General features: G+C 41.1%; 16 protein-coding genes and 2 pseudogenes. 9 read left to right on the forward strand and 9 right to left on the reverse strand.

Going from position 1 to position 15747, the window contains the following annotated elements; translation table 11 throughout:
* Positions 1 to 8: 8 nt before the first annotated feature.
* The 3 genes from UFB30_RS11025 to UFB30_RS11035 all read left to right on the forward strand — a co-directional run bounded on the left by UFB30_RS11025 (position 9) and on the right by UFB30_RS11035 (position 2345).
* A complete protein-coding gene (locus UFB30_RS11025) occupies positions 9 to 1016 on the forward strand; it encodes an ABC transporter ATP-binding protein (protein WP_322421749.1) in 1008 nt (335 codons plus the stop codon).
* Positions 1013 to 2032 (forward strand): ABC transporter ATP-binding protein, encoded by a 1020-nt coding sequence (locus UFB30_RS11030; RefSeq protein ID WP_322421750.1) that lies wholly within the window; start codon positions 1013 to 1015, stop codon positions 2030 to 2032. Before UFB30_RS11025 ends, UFB30_RS11030 begins: the two co-directional genes overlap by 4 nt.
* A 157-nt stretch (positions 2033 to 2189) precedes the next feature.
* Positions 2190 to 2345: a hypothetical protein gene (locus UFB30_RS11035; protein WP_322421751.1), complete on the forward strand. Its 156-nt coding sequence runs from the start codon at positions 2190 to 2192 to the stop codon at positions 2343 to 2345.
* A gap of 187 nt (positions 2346 to 2532) precedes the next feature.
* Here the strand turns inward: UFB30_RS11035 and UFB30_RS16635 are convergent, their stop codons facing one another.
* On the reverse strand, positions 2533 to 3012 hold the full coding sequence (locus UFB30_RS16635) for a methyl-accepting chemotaxis protein (protein ID WP_435390883.1): 480 nt from the start codon (positions 3010 to 3012) through the stop codon (positions 2533 to 2535).
* 60 nt (positions 3013 to 3072) lie between these two features.
* A pseudogene (locus UFB30_RS16640) lies at positions 3073 to 3432 on the reverse strand (PAS domain-containing protein); the annotation flags it as partial.
* A gap of 264 nt (positions 3433 to 3696) precedes the next feature.
* Between UFB30_RS16640 and UFB30_RS11045 the strand changes: the two are divergent.
* The gene (locus UFB30_RS11045; RefSeq protein WP_322421753.1) at positions 3697 to 4614 is read left to right on the forward strand and encodes an NAD(P)-dependent alcohol dehydrogenase; all 918 of its coding nucleotides are present in this window, start codon (positions 3697 to 3699) and stop codon (positions 4612 to 4614) included.
* Between the two features lie 2 nt (positions 4615 to 4616).
* Positions 4617 to 5261: an HAD-IA family hydrolase gene (locus UFB30_RS11050; protein WP_322421754.1), complete on the forward strand. Its 645-nt coding sequence runs from the start codon at positions 4617 to 4619 to the stop codon at positions 5259 to 5261.
* Between the two features lie 108 nt (positions 5262 to 5369).
* On the opposite strand, the gene UFB30_RS11055 is transcribed toward UFB30_RS11050, so the two are convergent.
* The 5 genes from UFB30_RS11055 to UFB30_RS11075 all read right to left on the reverse strand — a co-directional run bounded on the left by UFB30_RS11055 (position 5370) and on the right by UFB30_RS11075 (position 9212).
* Positions 5370 to 5822 (reverse strand): ASCH domain-containing protein, encoded by a 453-nt coding sequence (locus UFB30_RS11055; RefSeq protein WP_322421755.1) that lies wholly within the window; start codon positions 5820 to 5822, stop codon positions 5370 to 5372.
* Positions 5823 to 5870: 48 nt separating this feature from the next.
* Complete coding sequence (locus UFB30_RS11060; protein ID WP_322421756.1) at positions 5871 to 6797, reverse strand: cation diffusion facilitator family transporter; 927 nt, start codon at positions 6795 to 6797, stop codon at positions 5871 to 5873.
* A 19-nt stretch (positions 6798 to 6816) separates the two neighbouring features.
* Positions 6817 to 7119, reverse strand: coding sequence for an ArsR/SmtB family transcription factor (locus tag UFB30_RS11065; protein ID WP_435390881.1), 303 nt, complete (start codon positions 7117 to 7119; stop codon positions 6817 to 6819).
* 168 nt (positions 7120 to 7287) lie between these two features.
* Positions 7288 to 7587 (reverse strand): phospholipase, encoded by a 300-nt coding sequence (locus tag UFB30_RS11070; protein WP_322421758.1) that lies wholly within the window; start codon positions 7585 to 7587, stop codon positions 7288 to 7290.
* 215 nt (positions 7588 to 7802) lie between these two features.
* Entirely contained in the window at positions 7803 to 9212 is a 1410-nt protein-coding gene (locus tag UFB30_RS11075) for a hypothetical protein (protein WP_322421759.1), read from the reverse strand.
* Between the two features lie 232 nt (positions 9213 to 9444).
* On the opposite strand from UFB30_RS11075, the gene UFB30_RS11080 reads away from it, so the two are divergent.
* Entirely contained in the window at positions 9445 to 10479 is a 1035-nt protein-coding gene (locus tag UFB30_RS11080; RefSeq protein WP_322421760.1) for a zinc-binding dehydrogenase, read from the forward strand.
* 68 nt (positions 10480 to 10547) lie between these two features.
* Here the strand turns inward: UFB30_RS11080 and UFB30_RS11085 are convergent.
* Positions 10548 to 10895 (reverse strand): annotated as a pseudogene (locus UFB30_RS11085) (manganese catalase family protein); the annotation flags it as partial.
* A 66-nt stretch (positions 10896 to 10961) separates the two neighbouring features.
* Between UFB30_RS11085 and UFB30_RS11090 the strand changes: the two are divergent.
* From UFB30_RS11090 to UFB30_RS11100, 3 genes are all read left to right on the forward strand, one after another.
* Positions 10962 to 12446 carry a recombinase family protein gene (locus UFB30_RS11090; protein ID WP_322421761.1) on the forward strand — a complete coding sequence of 495 codons (1485 nt, stop codon included), beginning with the start codon at positions 10962 to 10964 and terminating at the stop codon, positions 12444 to 12446.
* A gap of 88 nt (positions 12447 to 12534) precedes the next feature.
* A complete protein-coding gene (locus UFB30_RS11095) occupies positions 12535 to 12963 on the forward strand; it encodes a hypothetical protein (protein ID WP_322421762.1) in 429 nt (142 codons plus the stop codon).
* Positions 12964 to 13773 (forward strand): type 1 periplasmic-binding domain-containing protein, encoded by an 810-nt coding sequence (locus tag UFB30_RS11100; protein WP_322421763.1) that lies wholly within the window; start codon positions 12964 to 12966, stop codon positions 13771 to 13773. It abuts the gene before it with no gap.
* 378 nt (positions 13774 to 14151) lie between these two features.
* Here UFB30_RS11100 and UFB30_RS11105 read toward each other — a convergent pair whose 3' ends face one another.
* A complete protein-coding gene (locus tag UFB30_RS11105; protein WP_322421764.1) occupies positions 14152 to 14712 on the reverse strand; it encodes a recombinase family protein in 561 nt (186 codons plus the stop codon).
* Between the last annotated feature and the right edge of the window lie 1035 nt (positions 14713 to 15747).

Here is a 15747-nt window from a genome sequence, read left to right on the forward strand (position 1 = left end):
TGTAGCCAATGTTGAAAGTCGAAAACCTTCATGTTCATCTTAATACACCAGCAGGGGTCGTAAAGGCAGTTGATGGCATTACCTTCAATATTCAGCCAGGCGAAACTGTCGGTATTGTAGGGGAATCCGGAAGTGGAAAAAGTGTACTGGCGCATTCTCTGATCAGACTGAATCCGGAGCCGCCTGCCGTTTATCCTGATGGTGAAATCTATTTTGAAGACCGTTCAGTGTTACATATGAATAAAAAAGAGCTTCAGACCTTCAGAGGAAAAGAGATTGCAATGATCTTTCAGGATCCGATGTCGAGCCTGAACCCGGTGATCCGGATTGGCAGGCAGCTGACTGAAGCCATTCTTGCGCACAGGAAAATATCTAAATCTGAAGCGAAGAAGAAAGCTATTGAGCTGTTGAATGATGTTGGAATTCCTGATCCAGCTGTACGTATGAGAAGCTATCCGCATCAATTCTCAGGCGGCATGCGTCAGCGCGTGCTGATTGCAATGGCACTTGCTTCAGAGCCGAAGCTGCTGATTGCTGATGAACCAACAACGGCGCTTGATGTTACCATCCAGGCACAGGTGCTGGATCTGCTGAAAAGCATTCAGCAGAAATATGGCACGGCTATTATGATCATCACTCATGATATGGGAGTTGTCGCAAGGCTGGCTGACAGGATCATGGTCATGTATGCAGGGAAAATCGTTGAGTCCGGAAAGGCTGAAGACATTTTTTATCACACATCCATGCCTTATACATGGTCACTTCTCCGCTCTATGCCAGTTCTCGGCTCAACAAGGCATCGGCTGATTTCAATAGAAGGACAGCCGCCTGATCTGATCAATCCGCCAAAAGGCTGTGCATTTCAGCCCAGATGTCCATTTGCTATGGAGGACTGTGCACACAGTCAACCGGCGCTTGAACCCCGGTCTGAAGCGCATCACCTGGCTGCCTGTCTGTTGTCTGAATCAGCATTCGAGGAAAAGAAAAATCAAATGAAAGGAGTCCTGTCATCATGAGTGCGCTACTGGATATAAAGGATCTGCATGTCCATTTCCCCGTCAAAAAAGGAATCCTTCAGCGTCCCAAAAGCTATGTGAAAGCCTTAAATGGTGTCAGCCTGCAGGTTGAAAAAGGTGAAACACTCGGAATCGTAGGGGAATCAGGCTGTGGAAAAAGTACGCTGGCGAGAAGTATAGTCGGGCTTCAGCAGCCCACTTCAGGTGACATTCTGCTCAATGGTAAAAATTATTCCGGTGCCGGCGCAAAGGAGCTTTATCAGATGCGCAGAAATGTACAGATGATCTTTCAGGACCCGTATACAAGTCTGAATCCCCGCATGAAAGCAGGCGAAAGTATTGCTGCGCCATTGAAGGCTTACAAAAAAACGGAGCGTATGCAAACAAGAGTAAAAGAACTGCTCGAATTAGTCGGATTGAATCCTGATCAGCATTTTGATAAATACCCTCATGAATTTTCAGGCGGACAGCGGCAGCGGATCGGTATTGCAAGAGCGCTTGCATTAGAGCCTGAATTAATCATCTGTGATGAACCGGTCAGTGCCCTTGACGTTTCGGTCCAGGCTCAGGTGGTCAATCTTCTGCAGGATTTGCAAAAACTTCTTGGATTGACCTATATATTTATCGCACATGATCTTTCGGTGATCAGTCATATGGCGGATCAAATTGCTGTCATGTACCTTGGCAAAGTGATGGAAAAGCTCGATCATCATGCGTTTCAGAACCAGGTAAGCCATCCCTACACGCAATCATTATTATCAGCAGTTCCATTTCCGGATCCGGTCATGGAAAGAACGAGAGAACGGATCGTGCTGAGCGGGGAACTGCCATCACCTGCAAATCCTCCATCAGGCTGCGTGTTCCATACAAGATGTCCACGGTCTACTGATCGCTGCAGACAGGAAACACCTGCCTTGATAAAAAATGAAACGACAGGAAATGAAATCGCATGCTTCCATCCGGTTGAAAATGAAGAATATCAGGCGGTGGATAGAGAACGTGTGCTGACTTTTTAAATTGTTTGAGGTTAGAAGAAGCTGATGCATGACACATCAGAAACAGCTCTGTGTCATGCATTTTTTTCCAGTAGAATTTACGAAAATCTCGTCTACCCAATGAAAATTGGAATCTTTATGGTAAAATGAAGACAAATGTTTTAATGGTGGTGGGATTATGGTGAAAGTAGTCGATACGTTTAAAAACATGTTTTTGGATTTATTCTCAATGGGAAAAGGATTTGTGTACGGATTTGTGATGGTAGGATTATTCATTATTATTTGCGGAGTTCTGATATATGGAGCGCTCTATCTTAAAAACGTTGTTTTTTAAAGAGGCAGCTGTAACAAACAGCACTTGCAGGAGGGAATTTTTATACATAAATGAAAAACCGGTCGTTTCATTGGCGTGTGAGACGACTGGTTTTTGCTTGCAGCAGGGTATGCCTTGCATTAAGTAGATTTGTATAAGATTTATTGTAAACCTGCTGTAATTGATATGAAACTGAGAGAAGTCGAAGTTACACACTCATTTTCAATTTCTCGGCATACCCATCAATTTTTGCAGCAGTCTCAGTCAGCTCCTGAAAATCACTGATTGTCTCCCTGATTTGAGAAGAACCTTTCTGAATGATTTTTTCAACCTGTTCTGTTCCATTGCTGATTTCTTTTACCTCTGAACTGATTCCTTCTGCTGAGCTCCGGACTGTTAAAATGGACTCTTCAACTTTACCTGCAAGCTTTTTCACTTCTTTTGCTACAACATCAAAGCCCCGGCCATGTTCACCTGCACGTGCAGCTTCAATCGCAGCATTCAGTGCGAGCAGATTAGTTTGCGAAGCAATTTCCCGAATAGCAAACGTCAGCTGCTGGATATTCTCGGCCTGCATCATCAGTTGAGTAAGGGTTTCAAGGTTCTTTTTCGAATATTCAAGTGTATGATCAATACTTTCACGCAGTTCATCACTTCTTTTAATTCCGTACTCAGCTTTTTCGCTCATATTCCCGGACACATTTGAAAGGGAGGAGACGAGCTCTGATACGCCTGCCTGTCTGTTTGTAATATCTGTTGCAACTTTTACAACACCAGTCACTTTGCGATTCTCAAAGATTGGCATGTACGTTGCCTCAAGCCAGATCACTGAGCCATCACGTTTCTTTCGTTTGATTTTATCCTGAAACTGAACACCTGCTGATAAGTCTCTCCAGAATCGCTCATAGTCAGCTGATCCCGAAAAATCCTCAAAACAGAAAATCTGATGATGGCGTCCGATTAATTCTTCCGGACGATATCCTGCAGCACCGGCAAACAGGTTATTTACATACGTGACTTTTCTATCGAGGTCAAACTGAATCATCGCAAGGTTTTTCTTGAAAGCCTCCATTACATTACTTTCTGCTATCATGTTCATTTTACCCATCCCTCTTTTTATCTTTATCTATAAGTCTTATTACCTATTTCTTCATTCACTAAACGTATATTATGAATTAAAGATATAAGCTGAAAAGCTGCATCTAATCCGATGTTTTATATTCAGATCGAATAAACAATATTATATATTAAAATTAAACCAAAAGACCTGTATGAATGAAAATATTTTCTAATGAAGAATCGAAAATAAAGGAAATTCAGAAGAAAATGTCGTATGTTCTGATTATTGAACATTTTCTAAGGGGGCATTCATATGAAGGCAGCAATATGCACAGCTTATGGACCACCGGAAGTACTAAAACTTATGACGGTCGCACAGCCCGAACCAAAAGAGTTTGATCTGCTGATCAGGGTATATGCATCGGCAGTACAATCTGGGGATCGCAGAATCAGAGCACTTGATGTACCACCAGCCGGCCGTCTGCCAATGAGAATTGCACTTGGGTTCAAAGCGCCCAGAAAACCAGTCCTGGGCGTTGTTGTTGCAGGAGAAGTTGCAGCAGTCGGGAGTCGTGTTCAGCATTTTAAGGTGGGGGACCGGGTCTATGGACTCACAGGAATGAGACTCGGCGGTTATGCTGAATATGCCTGTATACACGCCCACAAGTGTATTCATCTGATGCCGTTGAATGCAAGTTTTAATGAGGCTGCAAGTCTGCCTTTTGGGGGTACAACTGCTCTTCATTTCCTGAGAAAGGCACAAATTGAGCAGGCAAATTCAGTACTGATTTATGGAGCTTCAGGTGCAGTAGGATCGGCTGCTGTTCAAATCGCTAAATATTATAACACTCATGTCACGGCTGTCTGCAGTGATCGTCATGCGGCTATGGTCAGAGACTTTGGGGCAGATGAAGTTATTGACTATCATATGGACGATTATGACAATCAGCTTTCGACATATGATGCTGTCTTTGATGCTTCAGGTAAAATCAACAAATTATCAGCCCGTAAACACGTTGAAAGGAACGGACAATTCTGCAGTGTGGCAGGGCAGGGGGTCGCCAAAGAACTGAGGGAAGATCTCACTTTGCTCAATCAGATGTTTGAAGCCGGACACTTTAAAGCAGTCATTGACCGGGTATATCCATTAGAAGAAATTGTGGAAGCGCACAGATATGTTGATTCCGGACGGAAATATGGGAATGTAATCGTTCAGGTTGTGGAGGAATAGAAATGATTAAATGTATGATACTAGATTTTGATGGATTGATCATTGATACAGAAACAAGTGAAATTGAATCTTTTGAAAAACTTTATGATACTTATCAGGTAGAGTTCCCTGTTGAAAAGTGGATGGAGGGAATAGGGAGTGCTTTAAAGTTTGATCCATATGAGCCACTAAGCGTCACAGGCGTTAAAAGAGAAAAATTGAGAAAACAGCGGGCACAGCTGTTTGAATCATTGATAAAAGATAAATCAACACGTGCAGGAGTAAAAAAATATTTAATTCGTGCAAAAGAGCTGGGAATGAACATCGCTCTCGCATCAAGCTCCTCAAAAAGCTGGATTGATCAGCATATGGAGCAGCTCGATATCAGACAGTATTTCGATTTTATCTGTACAGCGGATGATGTGGAGCATGTGAAGCCGGAGCCAGACCTGTACCTGAAAGTCCTGAACCATTTTAATATTCGGTCTGATGAAGCGGTGGTATTTGAAGATTCACCAAACGGAGCGCTTGCAGCAATCCGGGCAGGTATCCGGTGTGTCGCAGTCCCAAATCCTACAACTGAATCAATGAAATTTGATCCGGGAATTGTGCTCCGTTTGACTTCAAAAGAAGAGATGAGTCTGGATGAAGTGCTGAGCAGACTATGACTTTGCAGCTTTTATGAAATCAATTAATAGATGAAGCAGATCAATCAAAATAAAACCGGAATTCTTATTAAAGTAGAAAACTCCGGTTTTATTTCATTCAATTTTTAGTCAGGCTTTCACATCCACCAGCTCAAACCGCTCACAAACCAGCATCATATCTTCCTTATACTCAAGTCCGACCTCGCTCAATTCTTTTCTGAAAAAGCGCTCATGTGCTTTCTTCCAATAGCGATACGTTCTGTCACCTTCACCCTCAGCAATCGCAAACTCCTCAGGGACTTCATTCATCGGCATCTGATCCACCTGAGATGTACGGATAATGGCTAATGGTTCATCTTCGCTGCTGAGAATAATACTGTAATCATCAACTGCCGGAAGCGGTTCATTTTCCATTTCGTAAAAAATCAGGCCGGAGCAGGTAGCTGTTTTCACTCCGTCGATCACTAACTGTGCAAGTTCATCAGGCGCTGCGCCAAATTGCCATGCAGTCACTGATGACGGCTGTTCTTTCCCCTGTGCGTTCCAATATTCATTCCAGTATTTTTTCGATGCTTCATTCATATTGATTTCCCCTTAAATTGTGTAGTTCAGGTAGAGACCCGCCTCTACCTAGTGTGCATGCTCATTCTGATGACAGCACATCACCGTCTCGTCATGCGGATGTGCCTCATCCTCAAGCTGAATGGTCACATGACCGATCATCTCATGTGCAAGCTTGTGCTCTACTTCCCGCAGCAGCTCCTGACATTCAAGAATGGAAAGACTGCCGTCCACAACGGCATGGCAGGAGAGTGCATTGTTTCCGCTTGTAATGGACCAGACGTGCAGGTCGTGAATATCCCTGATTCCACTCACGCTCTTGATTGTTCCGATAACACGCTCCAAATCAATATTTTCCGGTGTACCCTCCATCAGCACATGGATCGAATCCTTCGTCACGCGCCATCCGCTGATCAATACAAGCACTGCGACAATGACACTTGCCAATGGATCAGCCCAGCCCCAGTTAAAGAAGATGATCAGAAGGGCGGCTGTAATAGCACCGACTGATCCAAGCAGATCGCCAATTACATGAAGAAATGCAGCGCGCAAATTCAGGTTATCCTTTGTATCTCCTTTACGCATCAGTAGCCATGCGACCACAATATTAACAATCAGTCCAAGTATAGCAATGATCAGCATCCCGGTTGAAGCAATTTCGGGCGGGTTGCTGAAGCGCTGAAAAGCCTCATAAAAAATATAGAACGCAATCAGTACGAGTGTGACGCCGTTGAACACAGCCGCTAAAATTTCAAAGCGCTTATAACCGTAAGTTTTACTTCGGTCAGCAGCCCTTTCACCCAGTGTAAAAGCGAGCAGCCCGACACCAAGCGAAATCGAATCACTCAGCATATGACCGGCATCTGATAGCAGTGCCAGGCTGTTTGTCAGAAAACCACCGATTGCTTCTACAATCATAAATCCGGTGATGATGATGAAGCTGAACAGCAAAGCTTTCTTATTGGATGTATGCGCATGATCATGTCCGTGTCCCATCATTTCACCTCCGTTAGTTTTAATGGCGGGCGTGCTCTATCATTTGTTCAAGTATCTTCATAACGTGCTCATCATCATGGGAATAGTATAGTGTTGTCCCTTCCCGGCGATACTTGACAAGCCGGAGATTTTTCAGAAATCTCAATTGATGAGAGACAGTAGATTGACGAAGGCTTAACGCTTCAGCGATTCCATTCACTGAATATTCATTGGCAAACAGCAGATGTAAAATCCTGATTCTCGTCGGATCACCGAGTGCTTTGAATGTTTGTGATACGACAAACAGCGTTTCTTCATCCAGGTTTTCAGTATTAGTATCCAAAAGACCACCTCCAAGGAATATATGTGTATATGAGTATGTATTCATATATTAAAACTGCAGAGTGAATTTGTCAATCGTATGAAAATGTTAATGAAGTACAGTACATTCAATAATGAGCACACCAGTCAGCAGTCCGGCTCAAAAGAAATCGGACTGCCCGCGTATTTATCAGTAGGATTGGTTTTTAAAAAAGCAGGTGAATTTTCTTTGCATTTTCATGTAGTGAAGGATGATCATGGCCTGTCGTCCTTCCGGTGTATGAAGTGATTGGAGGGGGGAAAGTCTTTGTATCAAGTCTGCATCACAGACACACCAGTTTCCTGTATCTCTGTAACATTCATCGTGGGCTTTACACGCGGCATCTAATTCATTAATCGGATCCCCGGGACCACTGCAGCCGGGGCCGCACCACCGGTAACCTGGAAACACACAAAACCTGATCCGTCTGCATCTTCTTCTGCGGCGCACAAATAATCACCTCCTTTGTTAATATCAAATAGCCGGAAAAGAGTCTTACGCTATCAGATTATGTATCAGGAAAATTCAATTACATAATAAATTATGAAAAAATGTCGTCTCGTGTATGGTTAAGTGTCTATTGTTTTGAAATAAAGCTCCTTTTTACAAGACTGGTTTAAGCACAAGAAAAGGTGCAGCCCTTTAATCAGAGCTGCACCTTTTCTCTATAGGAAAAACACAATAAATCCCTGTAAATAAATCTGTACCATCAGATAAAACGCAATCGCAAATTTATAGTTAAATAGAAAGCTGTTCTTCACAATACTCAATCCGTTTACCGAACTCAGTACGATTGTCGGCAGGATCAGCGGTGAAATCATAATGGATATGACACTTCCTGACGTGATGCCAAGCAGGACGATTTCAGGCGGATAGGGTACTTCAACGCCCTGCAGAATGCCCGATACTAAAACGATCACCGTCAGTGGACCAAGTCCGATAAAGCCGAGGATAATCACTACAAAAGGCAGCACCCAGAGGAAATTCAGAAATGGTATGGCATCTGATACGAAAAATAAACCGTCTACGATATATTCACCGTAGCCCGACTGATTCACGGCATCAATTAAAAATCCTGCGGCCAGCAGAATGGAGAATTGCTGGGCTTTATTTGGGATGCCTGTTTTAGCATAATCTTTACCTTTACCGATGATTTTTCCGGGCTTTTTGCGAATGATGAAGTTCACGATGACCCAGGCGATAATCACGAGTGGAATGATCAGCAGGAGGCTGGCACTCCATATTGAATTTAATAGAAAAATAGAGCCGAACAGTGTGACAAATAGAAAGATAAACTCTCTGACTTCTTTATTGCCTCCGGGCTGCTGACTGCCAGCAATATTAGCGAGCTGTTCCTGAATGCCTGCTGTCAGATCCACGCCATATCTCCGTTCGCGGATATAGGAGGTAAAGACAGATAACAGAATGCCGGCAAACGAGATCACAAAGCCCTGCAAAATCGACAGACCCAGTGACGCGCCAAGTGCATCCACTGCGAAGATAAAGCTTGGAATGCTGATGACCCACATCGTCGTTAAAGCGAAACCGCGCAGCAGGGCAGTACCCTTGTAATTCTCCCAGGCCTCACCGCGCTGATCACTTAAAAAGTTATTGACCATCCCGTACACCATGGGTATGGCACCGAATAATAGAAAGTAAGAAATAATCTGCGTAATCATCATCATGCCAAAGTAAAACTTTCTACTCGTATTCAACAGCCTTTGTGCAAAATGAATCACAGACTCTATATATGGTTTTTCCTCAAGCACCCAGCTGATAATCGGCACAATCAGAAGCAGCGCAATCAGTCCGCTCATTACGGTGAAACCTGATACAGATGCCTCTAAAAGAGAGGTGCCTGCAGAAAAGTGTATAATAACTGCAATGACTAACAGCATGAGTGAAATCGATGCCTGTTTTAAAGGCAGAAAAAAATAACCGATCGCAAAAGCTGTAAGTCCGAATAAAGAGAGCGGCGTTGTCAGTGAATCAGCTTGCGTCAGCGAAACGATAAAATGTGTAATTACATACAAAAGGATAAAAAGTGTGTAGCCCCATTTAGCAGTTTGTTTCATCACAGATACTCCCATCTGCTTTGTGTTATGTGCACAGTTATCGTATCATAGCGCGTGTGTATAATCTTATTTTGTGATTTTGATAGTAGCCTCAGATCCTGATATGCTTTTTACATGAGGTTCGTTTTAAGTGCAATCCATCATTATTTTCTTTCCTGAGGTTTGCGTATAAAAGGAGACAGGGAATTCTATATCATAAACAATTTATTTAAAGCTGAGGAGTGAAGATCAAATGAAAGCTGTACAAGTAATCGGATATGGCGATACAGATCAGCTTAAAGTAGTTGATATCCCAATTCCGGAACCAAAAAGTGATGAAGTATTAGTGAAAATAAAGGTGTGTGCGATTAATAACACGGAAATCTGGATGAGAGAAGGTGCTTATGGAACTGGTGAAAAATCCGGCTGGCGTCCTGAAGGTGTAAAGTTTCCGCGGATACCCGGCTCTGATATTACAGGTGAGATTGTAAGTGCCGGGAGTCAGGTTGATAAAGACATGGTTGGCAGACGTGTAGTGCTATTCCCTTTCACATCAAGTGGTGAAGAAGGGACAGAGCATATTGCAGAAGATATGTCATTTATCGGATCAGAATATGACGGCGGTTATGCAGAATACGTCGTCTGGCCGGCAGACCTCTGTTATGAGATGCCGCTTGAAGACTTTGCAGAGAGCGCGGTGTTTTCTGTCAGTGGACTGACTGCCTGGCATATGGTCAATCAGATACAGGCAAAGCCCGGTGAGACGATTCTTGTGACAGGGGCAAATGGCGGCGTCGGCTCATTAAACGTCCAGATCGCAGCGAATGTATTTGGCGCAAAGGTGATTGCGGTCGTTGGGGACTTGAAGGATGAGGAAAAACTGAAGGAGCTGGGTGCTCAGCAGGTGGTATCCTATCAGTCAGAAAGGCTGACAGAGGATATTTTAGAAGCTGCAGGTGGACCTGTTGATTCTGTACTTGATGTAGTAGGAGATGCGCTGTTTAAAACCTCTTTAGACGTTTTGAAAAAAGGCGGGAAGTTCTGTATCTCAGGTTCTGCAGGAGGTCAGCAGACAAACCTCGATTTCAGAACGCTGTATTTGAAGCATATTACAATGTACGGATCAGTGCTTGGAACGAGATCAGAATTTAAGGAAATGCTGGTGGCAATTGCAGAGGGAAAAATTGTTCCGGTGATTGATAGACGTTTTCCGCTGGATGAGGCAAGGGAAGCGCAGAAGTATTTCAAGAATAAAGGGAAGCTGGGTAAGATTCTTCTCATTCCATAAAAAGCTTTTTATATTGGACAGCAAAAAACTGAGGCACATGTGCCTCAGTTTTTTCAATCTATTTATTATTAAAATACCTTCTTCTCATCACGATCCTCAGTAATCAGCATAACAGCTTCCTTAAACCGCTGTGCATGAATAATCTCCCGTTCTCTCAGGAACCTGAGACCATCATTTAAATCCGGATCATCTGACTGGTCAATGATCCACTGATAGGTGGCGCGTGCTTTTTCTTCTGCGGCGATATCTTCGTAGAGGTCAGCGATCGGATCGCCTTTTGCCTGGATGTAGCTGGCTGTAAATGGAACGCCGGCTGCATTGCTGTAAAAGAGGGCGCTGTCATGACTGACGTAGTGTTCTGCCAGACCTGCTGCACGGAGCTGGTCTGGGGTGGCGTCTTTTGTGAGTTTACAAACCGTTTATTTTTTGCAACCTTGTGATATAATGCTGTCAAACATTATTATAACGGAGGTTGAAGCGTTATGGAGAGGGAAATTAAGAAGGTTGCGGTTTATGTCCGTAAGTCTCGTGAAGAAGAAACGGAAGACACATTGAACCGTCAACAATCAGTTCTTATTGACCTTTGTGAAAAGAATCAATGGGAATATGAATTGTTTAAAGAAGTTGGATCATCACAAGAATATGATCGTCCGCAATTACAAGAAATGTTGGAGAATATTAGAGCGTTTATGTATGACGGGATTGTTATTGCCGACCTTGACCGACTTTCAAGGAATACGGTTCACTTTGGACAAATTAAAGAGATCATTGTGAATAGTGGGGTTATTACAATCACACCAAGTAAAACATATGACTTCTCAAAAGATGATGATGATTTTATTAGTGACGTTCAAAGTGTTCTCTCAAAGCAAGAGTACAAAACAATCAAAAGAAGACTTGTTCGTGGTACAAGACAATCCGCAAAGGACGGGAATTGGCTTGGTAAAAAGGCTCCCATTGGTTACAAATATAATCGTGAAACAAAGCGATTAGAACCAAGTGAGGACGCTCATGTGATCCAAAGAATGTTCCAAGAATACATTGGAGGAAAATCCACAAAAGATATTGCATACGAATTTGACCTTGAAGGAGTTACAACAAGTGTTGGAATGATATGGACTCCAGCGGGTGTAACAAGAATGTTGAGTAATATTGTTTACGCTGGTCACTCTCTTTATGGACGAACCACACAAAAGAAAGTGAATGGTAAAAGAGTTGTGGAGAAAACAAGAGAAGAAGAACAAATTCTCGTTGAAAATACTCATGAAGCATTGGTTTCTCAAGAAGATTATGATGAAGTTCAAAGGATCAAAAAACAACGTAACTCAAGGCCTGTTCCTCTCAAGTTAGGAAAGCACAAGTTTAGTGGTCTCATTCGTTGTGGTATTTGTGGAAGAATCCACTCCTTTCAAACTTCAAAATACAAACGTAAAAGAATCTCCTCTTGTCAAACAAGGAATTACAATGGTGACAAATACGTTGTTTGTTCCAATAAGGGAGCCAATGTGAGTGAGTTTGAGAAACTATTCTATGCTCATTTCAAAAAGTATGTGGATCAAATTGAAGAATACGTTCACCTTATTGAACCAAAAGAGACAAACAATGAAGGGGAAATTCAAAGGAAAGAGACACAAGTCAAAAAGTTGAATCAAGACATTAAGAGAGTTCAACAAGGTTTCCTCATGGAAATCTTCACCGAGGAAGAAGCACATGAACAAATAAAAGGATTCAAGTCAAAGATAGAAGAACTTGAAAACGACATTGAAAGGTTGAAGGAACAAGAGAGTTTCAATGAGCAAGACTTCTTAAAAGAAAAATTGGATCGAATGAAATTGTTCTTGACCAATGGAGACGACATGGAGGAACGTGAAGCAAACATGATCCTTCAAGAATTTGTGGAAACAATCATATACACCAAGACGGATAATGAAATGGAATTGAACATTGTTATGAAAGACTTGAGTTGAATTGACTTGAGTCCTTTTTTTATGATTCAATAGTCCAAATTCTTACAATCTTATGTTATATTTGAAGTTATAATATGGGGGTGTGACAATGGATAAAGAAATATCTATTCCAACAGATAGTGAAGGGTTCTATTCTCTTCAATGTCCACATTGTAAGACAAGGTTTAAAGGATATGCTGGGGATCATGATTCAATAGATTACATAGAGCTATATTGTCCTTCTTGTGGATTATCTAGCAATAAATCATCTTTCACTCCAAAAGACGTTATTGACCATGCTATTACGATTGCAAGGAATTACATTCAGCAAGAATTTTATAATACTTTAAAGAAATCAACTAAAGGGAAAAATGGTTTATCATTTAAAGGGAAGAAACCTAGATTGGAAACGCCAAAATTACTGACGGAAGATGAAATTTTGGAGCAAATTGAATTACATTGTTGCGAGAAAATAATTAAAGTCAATATTGATCAAATCGCTTCAAATGTATATTGTCCATATTGTGGGGTGAATTAAATGAGTCAAGACGTGAAACTAGACGAAAAAGAATATCAAAAATTATCGTTACACTTTAGAAATGTTGCAAGTAGGTTTTTGAACTCTAATATTGATGACGCACCAGATAATTTGGAAAGATTCCTAATTTTTATTGAAGATTCACCCATTATCAATGAATTTATCCACGAGAATAATAAAGTTACCTATGATATTGAGAAGGTGTTGAAAAGTAGGAATTACAATGACCAAATAAAATTACCTATTCGTAAGTCAGAAGAAATTGCTTTTATATTTCAACTGATCAATTACGTTTCAATTAATAAATTTAGTTATTATAGTTTGGTTACAGGGTATGGAAGAAACTTTAATGATATGTGTAATAATTTTCATAATAATACAATTAAACCACTAGTGGATCATATTGTATCTTATTTAGGGGAGATGGCAATCGATATGGGGTTAAACAAAAAGTCAGGAACTCAATTCAATATTGGAGACTTTCGTGGGCAACTAAACCATGCGGAAGGACAGGCTTCAATTAGTGCTGAGCAAACATATAATGAAACCAAGGTTGAAGAACTAAAAGACGTTGCACAAAAGTTTGCTAAAGCGTTAATGGAAGACACGTCTATTCCTGATACCGATAAAGAGGACACTGTGGAATTAGTGGAAGCTGCAGTTCAAGAGGTTGAGAGTGAAAAACCAAAGAAGATCATACTAAAAACTGCTATTGAAAACGTAAAGAACATTAAAGAAGTTGCCACAACTGGAACCGCAGTCTACACATTGGGTGACCAACTTTTAACTTTAATACAATCATTCTCATAACCGTCTAATCAAGGCGGTTCTTTTTTATGATTGATATATTCTTTTGTTGTGAGTCGAAGATTCGAAGGCTTTGCCTTCACAGTACAGTCTTTCAACCTTGTGGAATAACAAGTTTTATTAACTATAACAACATTGGAAAAGAGTTGTGACAATTCACGTACGTATGTAAACCTAATTGAGAACGCATTGAGAATGACAAGTGTTCTTTGATAACCCTTGTGGCAGTAAGAGAGAAAGCATGTTAGTTTACATTGTAATATGCTAATTGAGAATCCATTGAGAACAGATTTTGTTGTCGAATGGGTGTCAACAAGTAGCGTAACGTACGGTTTAGAGACTTGCTAAAAATATTTGATCCACATAGAAAAAAGAGAACCCTCATTGTGAAGATTCCCTTTCCTTGATTTTACGATATAACGTTGCCTTGCTTACATTGGTCATTTCCACAATCTCACATATTGTATATTCCTTGGAGTCATAAAGTTTAAGAGCCTTGTGAACGTCCTTGGAGTTCTTCTTTGGTCTCCCTCCAACTCTCCCTCTTGACCTTGCCGATTCAAGACCAGCCTTTGTTCTCTCACTTATTATGTCTCGTTCCATTTCATTGAGGACAGTCATCATTCTAAACATTGCCTTTCCCATTGCGGTGGTTGTATCAATCTTATCTTGAAGGGAAACAAGTTCTACTCCCTTTTCTTCAAGTTGTTCCGCTATCTCAAGGACGTGTCTTGTGGATCGTCCAAGGCGGTCAAGTTTCCACACAAGGAGAATATCTCCCTTTCTTAATTTCTCCACAAGAGAGGTCAATTGAGGACGTTCCGTGTCCATTCCACTCTTTCTCTCCTTGTAAATTTCATCATACCCATATTGCTTTAAAGCGTCCTCTTGTAGACTCAAGTTTTGATCCTTTGTTGATACCCGTGCATATGCAAAAATCATTGTGTATCTCCTCCTTTGTTTTGTGCAGCCAGACAGTAACAAAAAGGGTTCAATATAGCAATAGTGAGAATTAGTTTTTGAGACGGTTATTGAGACCATGTGAACCCTCATTGTTCCGTTCATTGTGAAGTATCACAAGAACAGTATCATTAATGACCGTTATTGAGACTAACAATGAATGATCCTTGTTGTGACACACTCAAATAAAGGCTCTCACAAGACTTACACAATGTTTTGAATGGTTTAGTATTCGATACACAAGAACGCTTGTTCTGACTCAATCTGACAGCTCTGAAACACATTGATTGGGACACACTGGAGCACACAAAAAGAATCACAAAATGAGACACAAAGAGAGAACAAGGAGAACCGCAAAAACTTTGGTGAGACAAAGAATTGGAAGGGTACGGGTATGGGGAGCCACCCTCTCTCACCGCCACAACTCATTGTTGAAAAATATAGTGGAAAATTACAAGTTGAGTTTACATTCCTAATTGAAACAAGTTCAAATTCTTGTGAACGGTCATTGTTGAAGCAAAGGAGCAACAAAATTCACACACAATTTCTAAATACTTTGGTTTACATTGTGAAACACATTGAGTAGCAACTTATATTACATGAGGGTTTACAATGACTCTCATAAAAAATATCTCTCAATGAGTGAGTTATTTGTTTCATTCAATGACCTAAACAATGAGGGTATATGTGCTCTCATTGAAGCGTTCGTTTCCTTACACACATAGAACTCTCTTATTCCTTCTCTTTGGTAACCGCCAAGGAGTAGCTAGTAAAAAATAATGTAGAAAGTTACATGAAAATTGACTAGTAAAAAATAATGTAAGAAGTTACATGTATATGAATAGGGTGTTCATTTTAACGTAAGTTTTTACATGTATATGAACACACTGTTCATTTTTTCGCACATTTTTACACGAAAATAGACAGAGAACAATACCTAAATAACAGTACAATACTTAAATAACAGAAACAGTATATAGTGCGGTAATTCTAAAGAATTAATTCCTGACGGAACAC

Origin of the sequence: Jeotgalibacillus haloalkalitolerans (assembly GCF_034427455.1) — a bacterium.
GTDB lineage: Bacteria > Bacillota > Bacilli > Bacillales > Jeotgalibacillaceae > Jeotgalibacillus > Jeotgalibacillus haloalkalitolerans.

Excerpts from the sequence above, each read along its gene's own strand:
- UFB30_RS11025 (WP_322421749.1), top strand. The coding sequence starts at position 9 with ATGTTGAAAGTCGAAAACCTTCATGTTCATCTTAATACACCAGCAGGG.
- UFB30_RS11030 (WP_322421750.1), top strand. The coding sequence starts at position 1,013 with ATGAGTGCGCTACTGGATATAAAGGATCTGCATGTCCATTTCCCCGTC.
- UFB30_RS11035 (WP_322421751.1), top strand. The coding sequence starts at position 2,190 with ATGGTGAAAGTAGTCGATACGTTTAAAAACATGTTTTTGGATTTATTC.
- UFB30_RS16635 (WP_435390883.1), bottom strand. The coding sequence starts at position 3,012 with ATGAGCGAAAAAGCTGAGTACGGAATTAAAAGAAGTGATGAACTGCGT.
- UFB30_RS11045 (WP_322421753.1), top strand. The coding sequence starts at position 3,697 with ATGAAGGCAGCAATATGCACAGCTTATGGACCACCGGAAGTACTAAAA.
- UFB30_RS11050 (WP_322421754.1), top strand. The coding sequence starts at position 4,617 with ATGATTAAATGTATGATACTAGATTTTGATGGATTGATCATTGATACA.
- UFB30_RS11055 (WP_322421755.1), bottom strand. The coding sequence starts at position 5,822 with ATGAATGAAGCATCGAAAAAATACTGGAATGAATATTGGAACGCACAG.
- UFB30_RS11060 (WP_322421756.1), bottom strand. The coding sequence starts at position 6,797 with ATGGGACACGGACATGATCATGCGCATACATCCAATAAGAAAGCTTTG.
- UFB30_RS11075 (WP_322421759.1), bottom strand. The coding sequence starts at position 9,212 with ATGAAACAAACTGCTAAATGGGGCTACACACTTTTTATCCTTTTGTAT.
- UFB30_RS11080 (WP_322421760.1), top strand. The coding sequence starts at position 9,445 with ATGAAAGCTGTACAAGTAATCGGATATGGCGATACAGATCAGCTTAAA.
- UFB30_RS11090 (WP_322421761.1), top strand. The coding sequence starts at position 10,962 with ATGGAGAGGGAAATTAAGAAGGTTGCGGTTTATGTCCGTAAGTCTCGT.
- UFB30_RS11095 (WP_322421762.1), top strand. The coding sequence starts at position 12,535 with ATGGATAAAGAAATATCTATTCCAACAGATAGTGAAGGGTTCTATTCT.
- UFB30_RS11100 (WP_322421763.1), top strand. The coding sequence starts at position 12,964 with ATGAGTCAAGACGTGAAACTAGACGAAAAAGAATATCAAAAATTATCG.
- UFB30_RS11105 (WP_322421764.1), bottom strand. The coding sequence starts at position 14,712 with ATGATTTTTGCATATGCACGGGTATCAACAAAGGATCAAAACTTGAGT.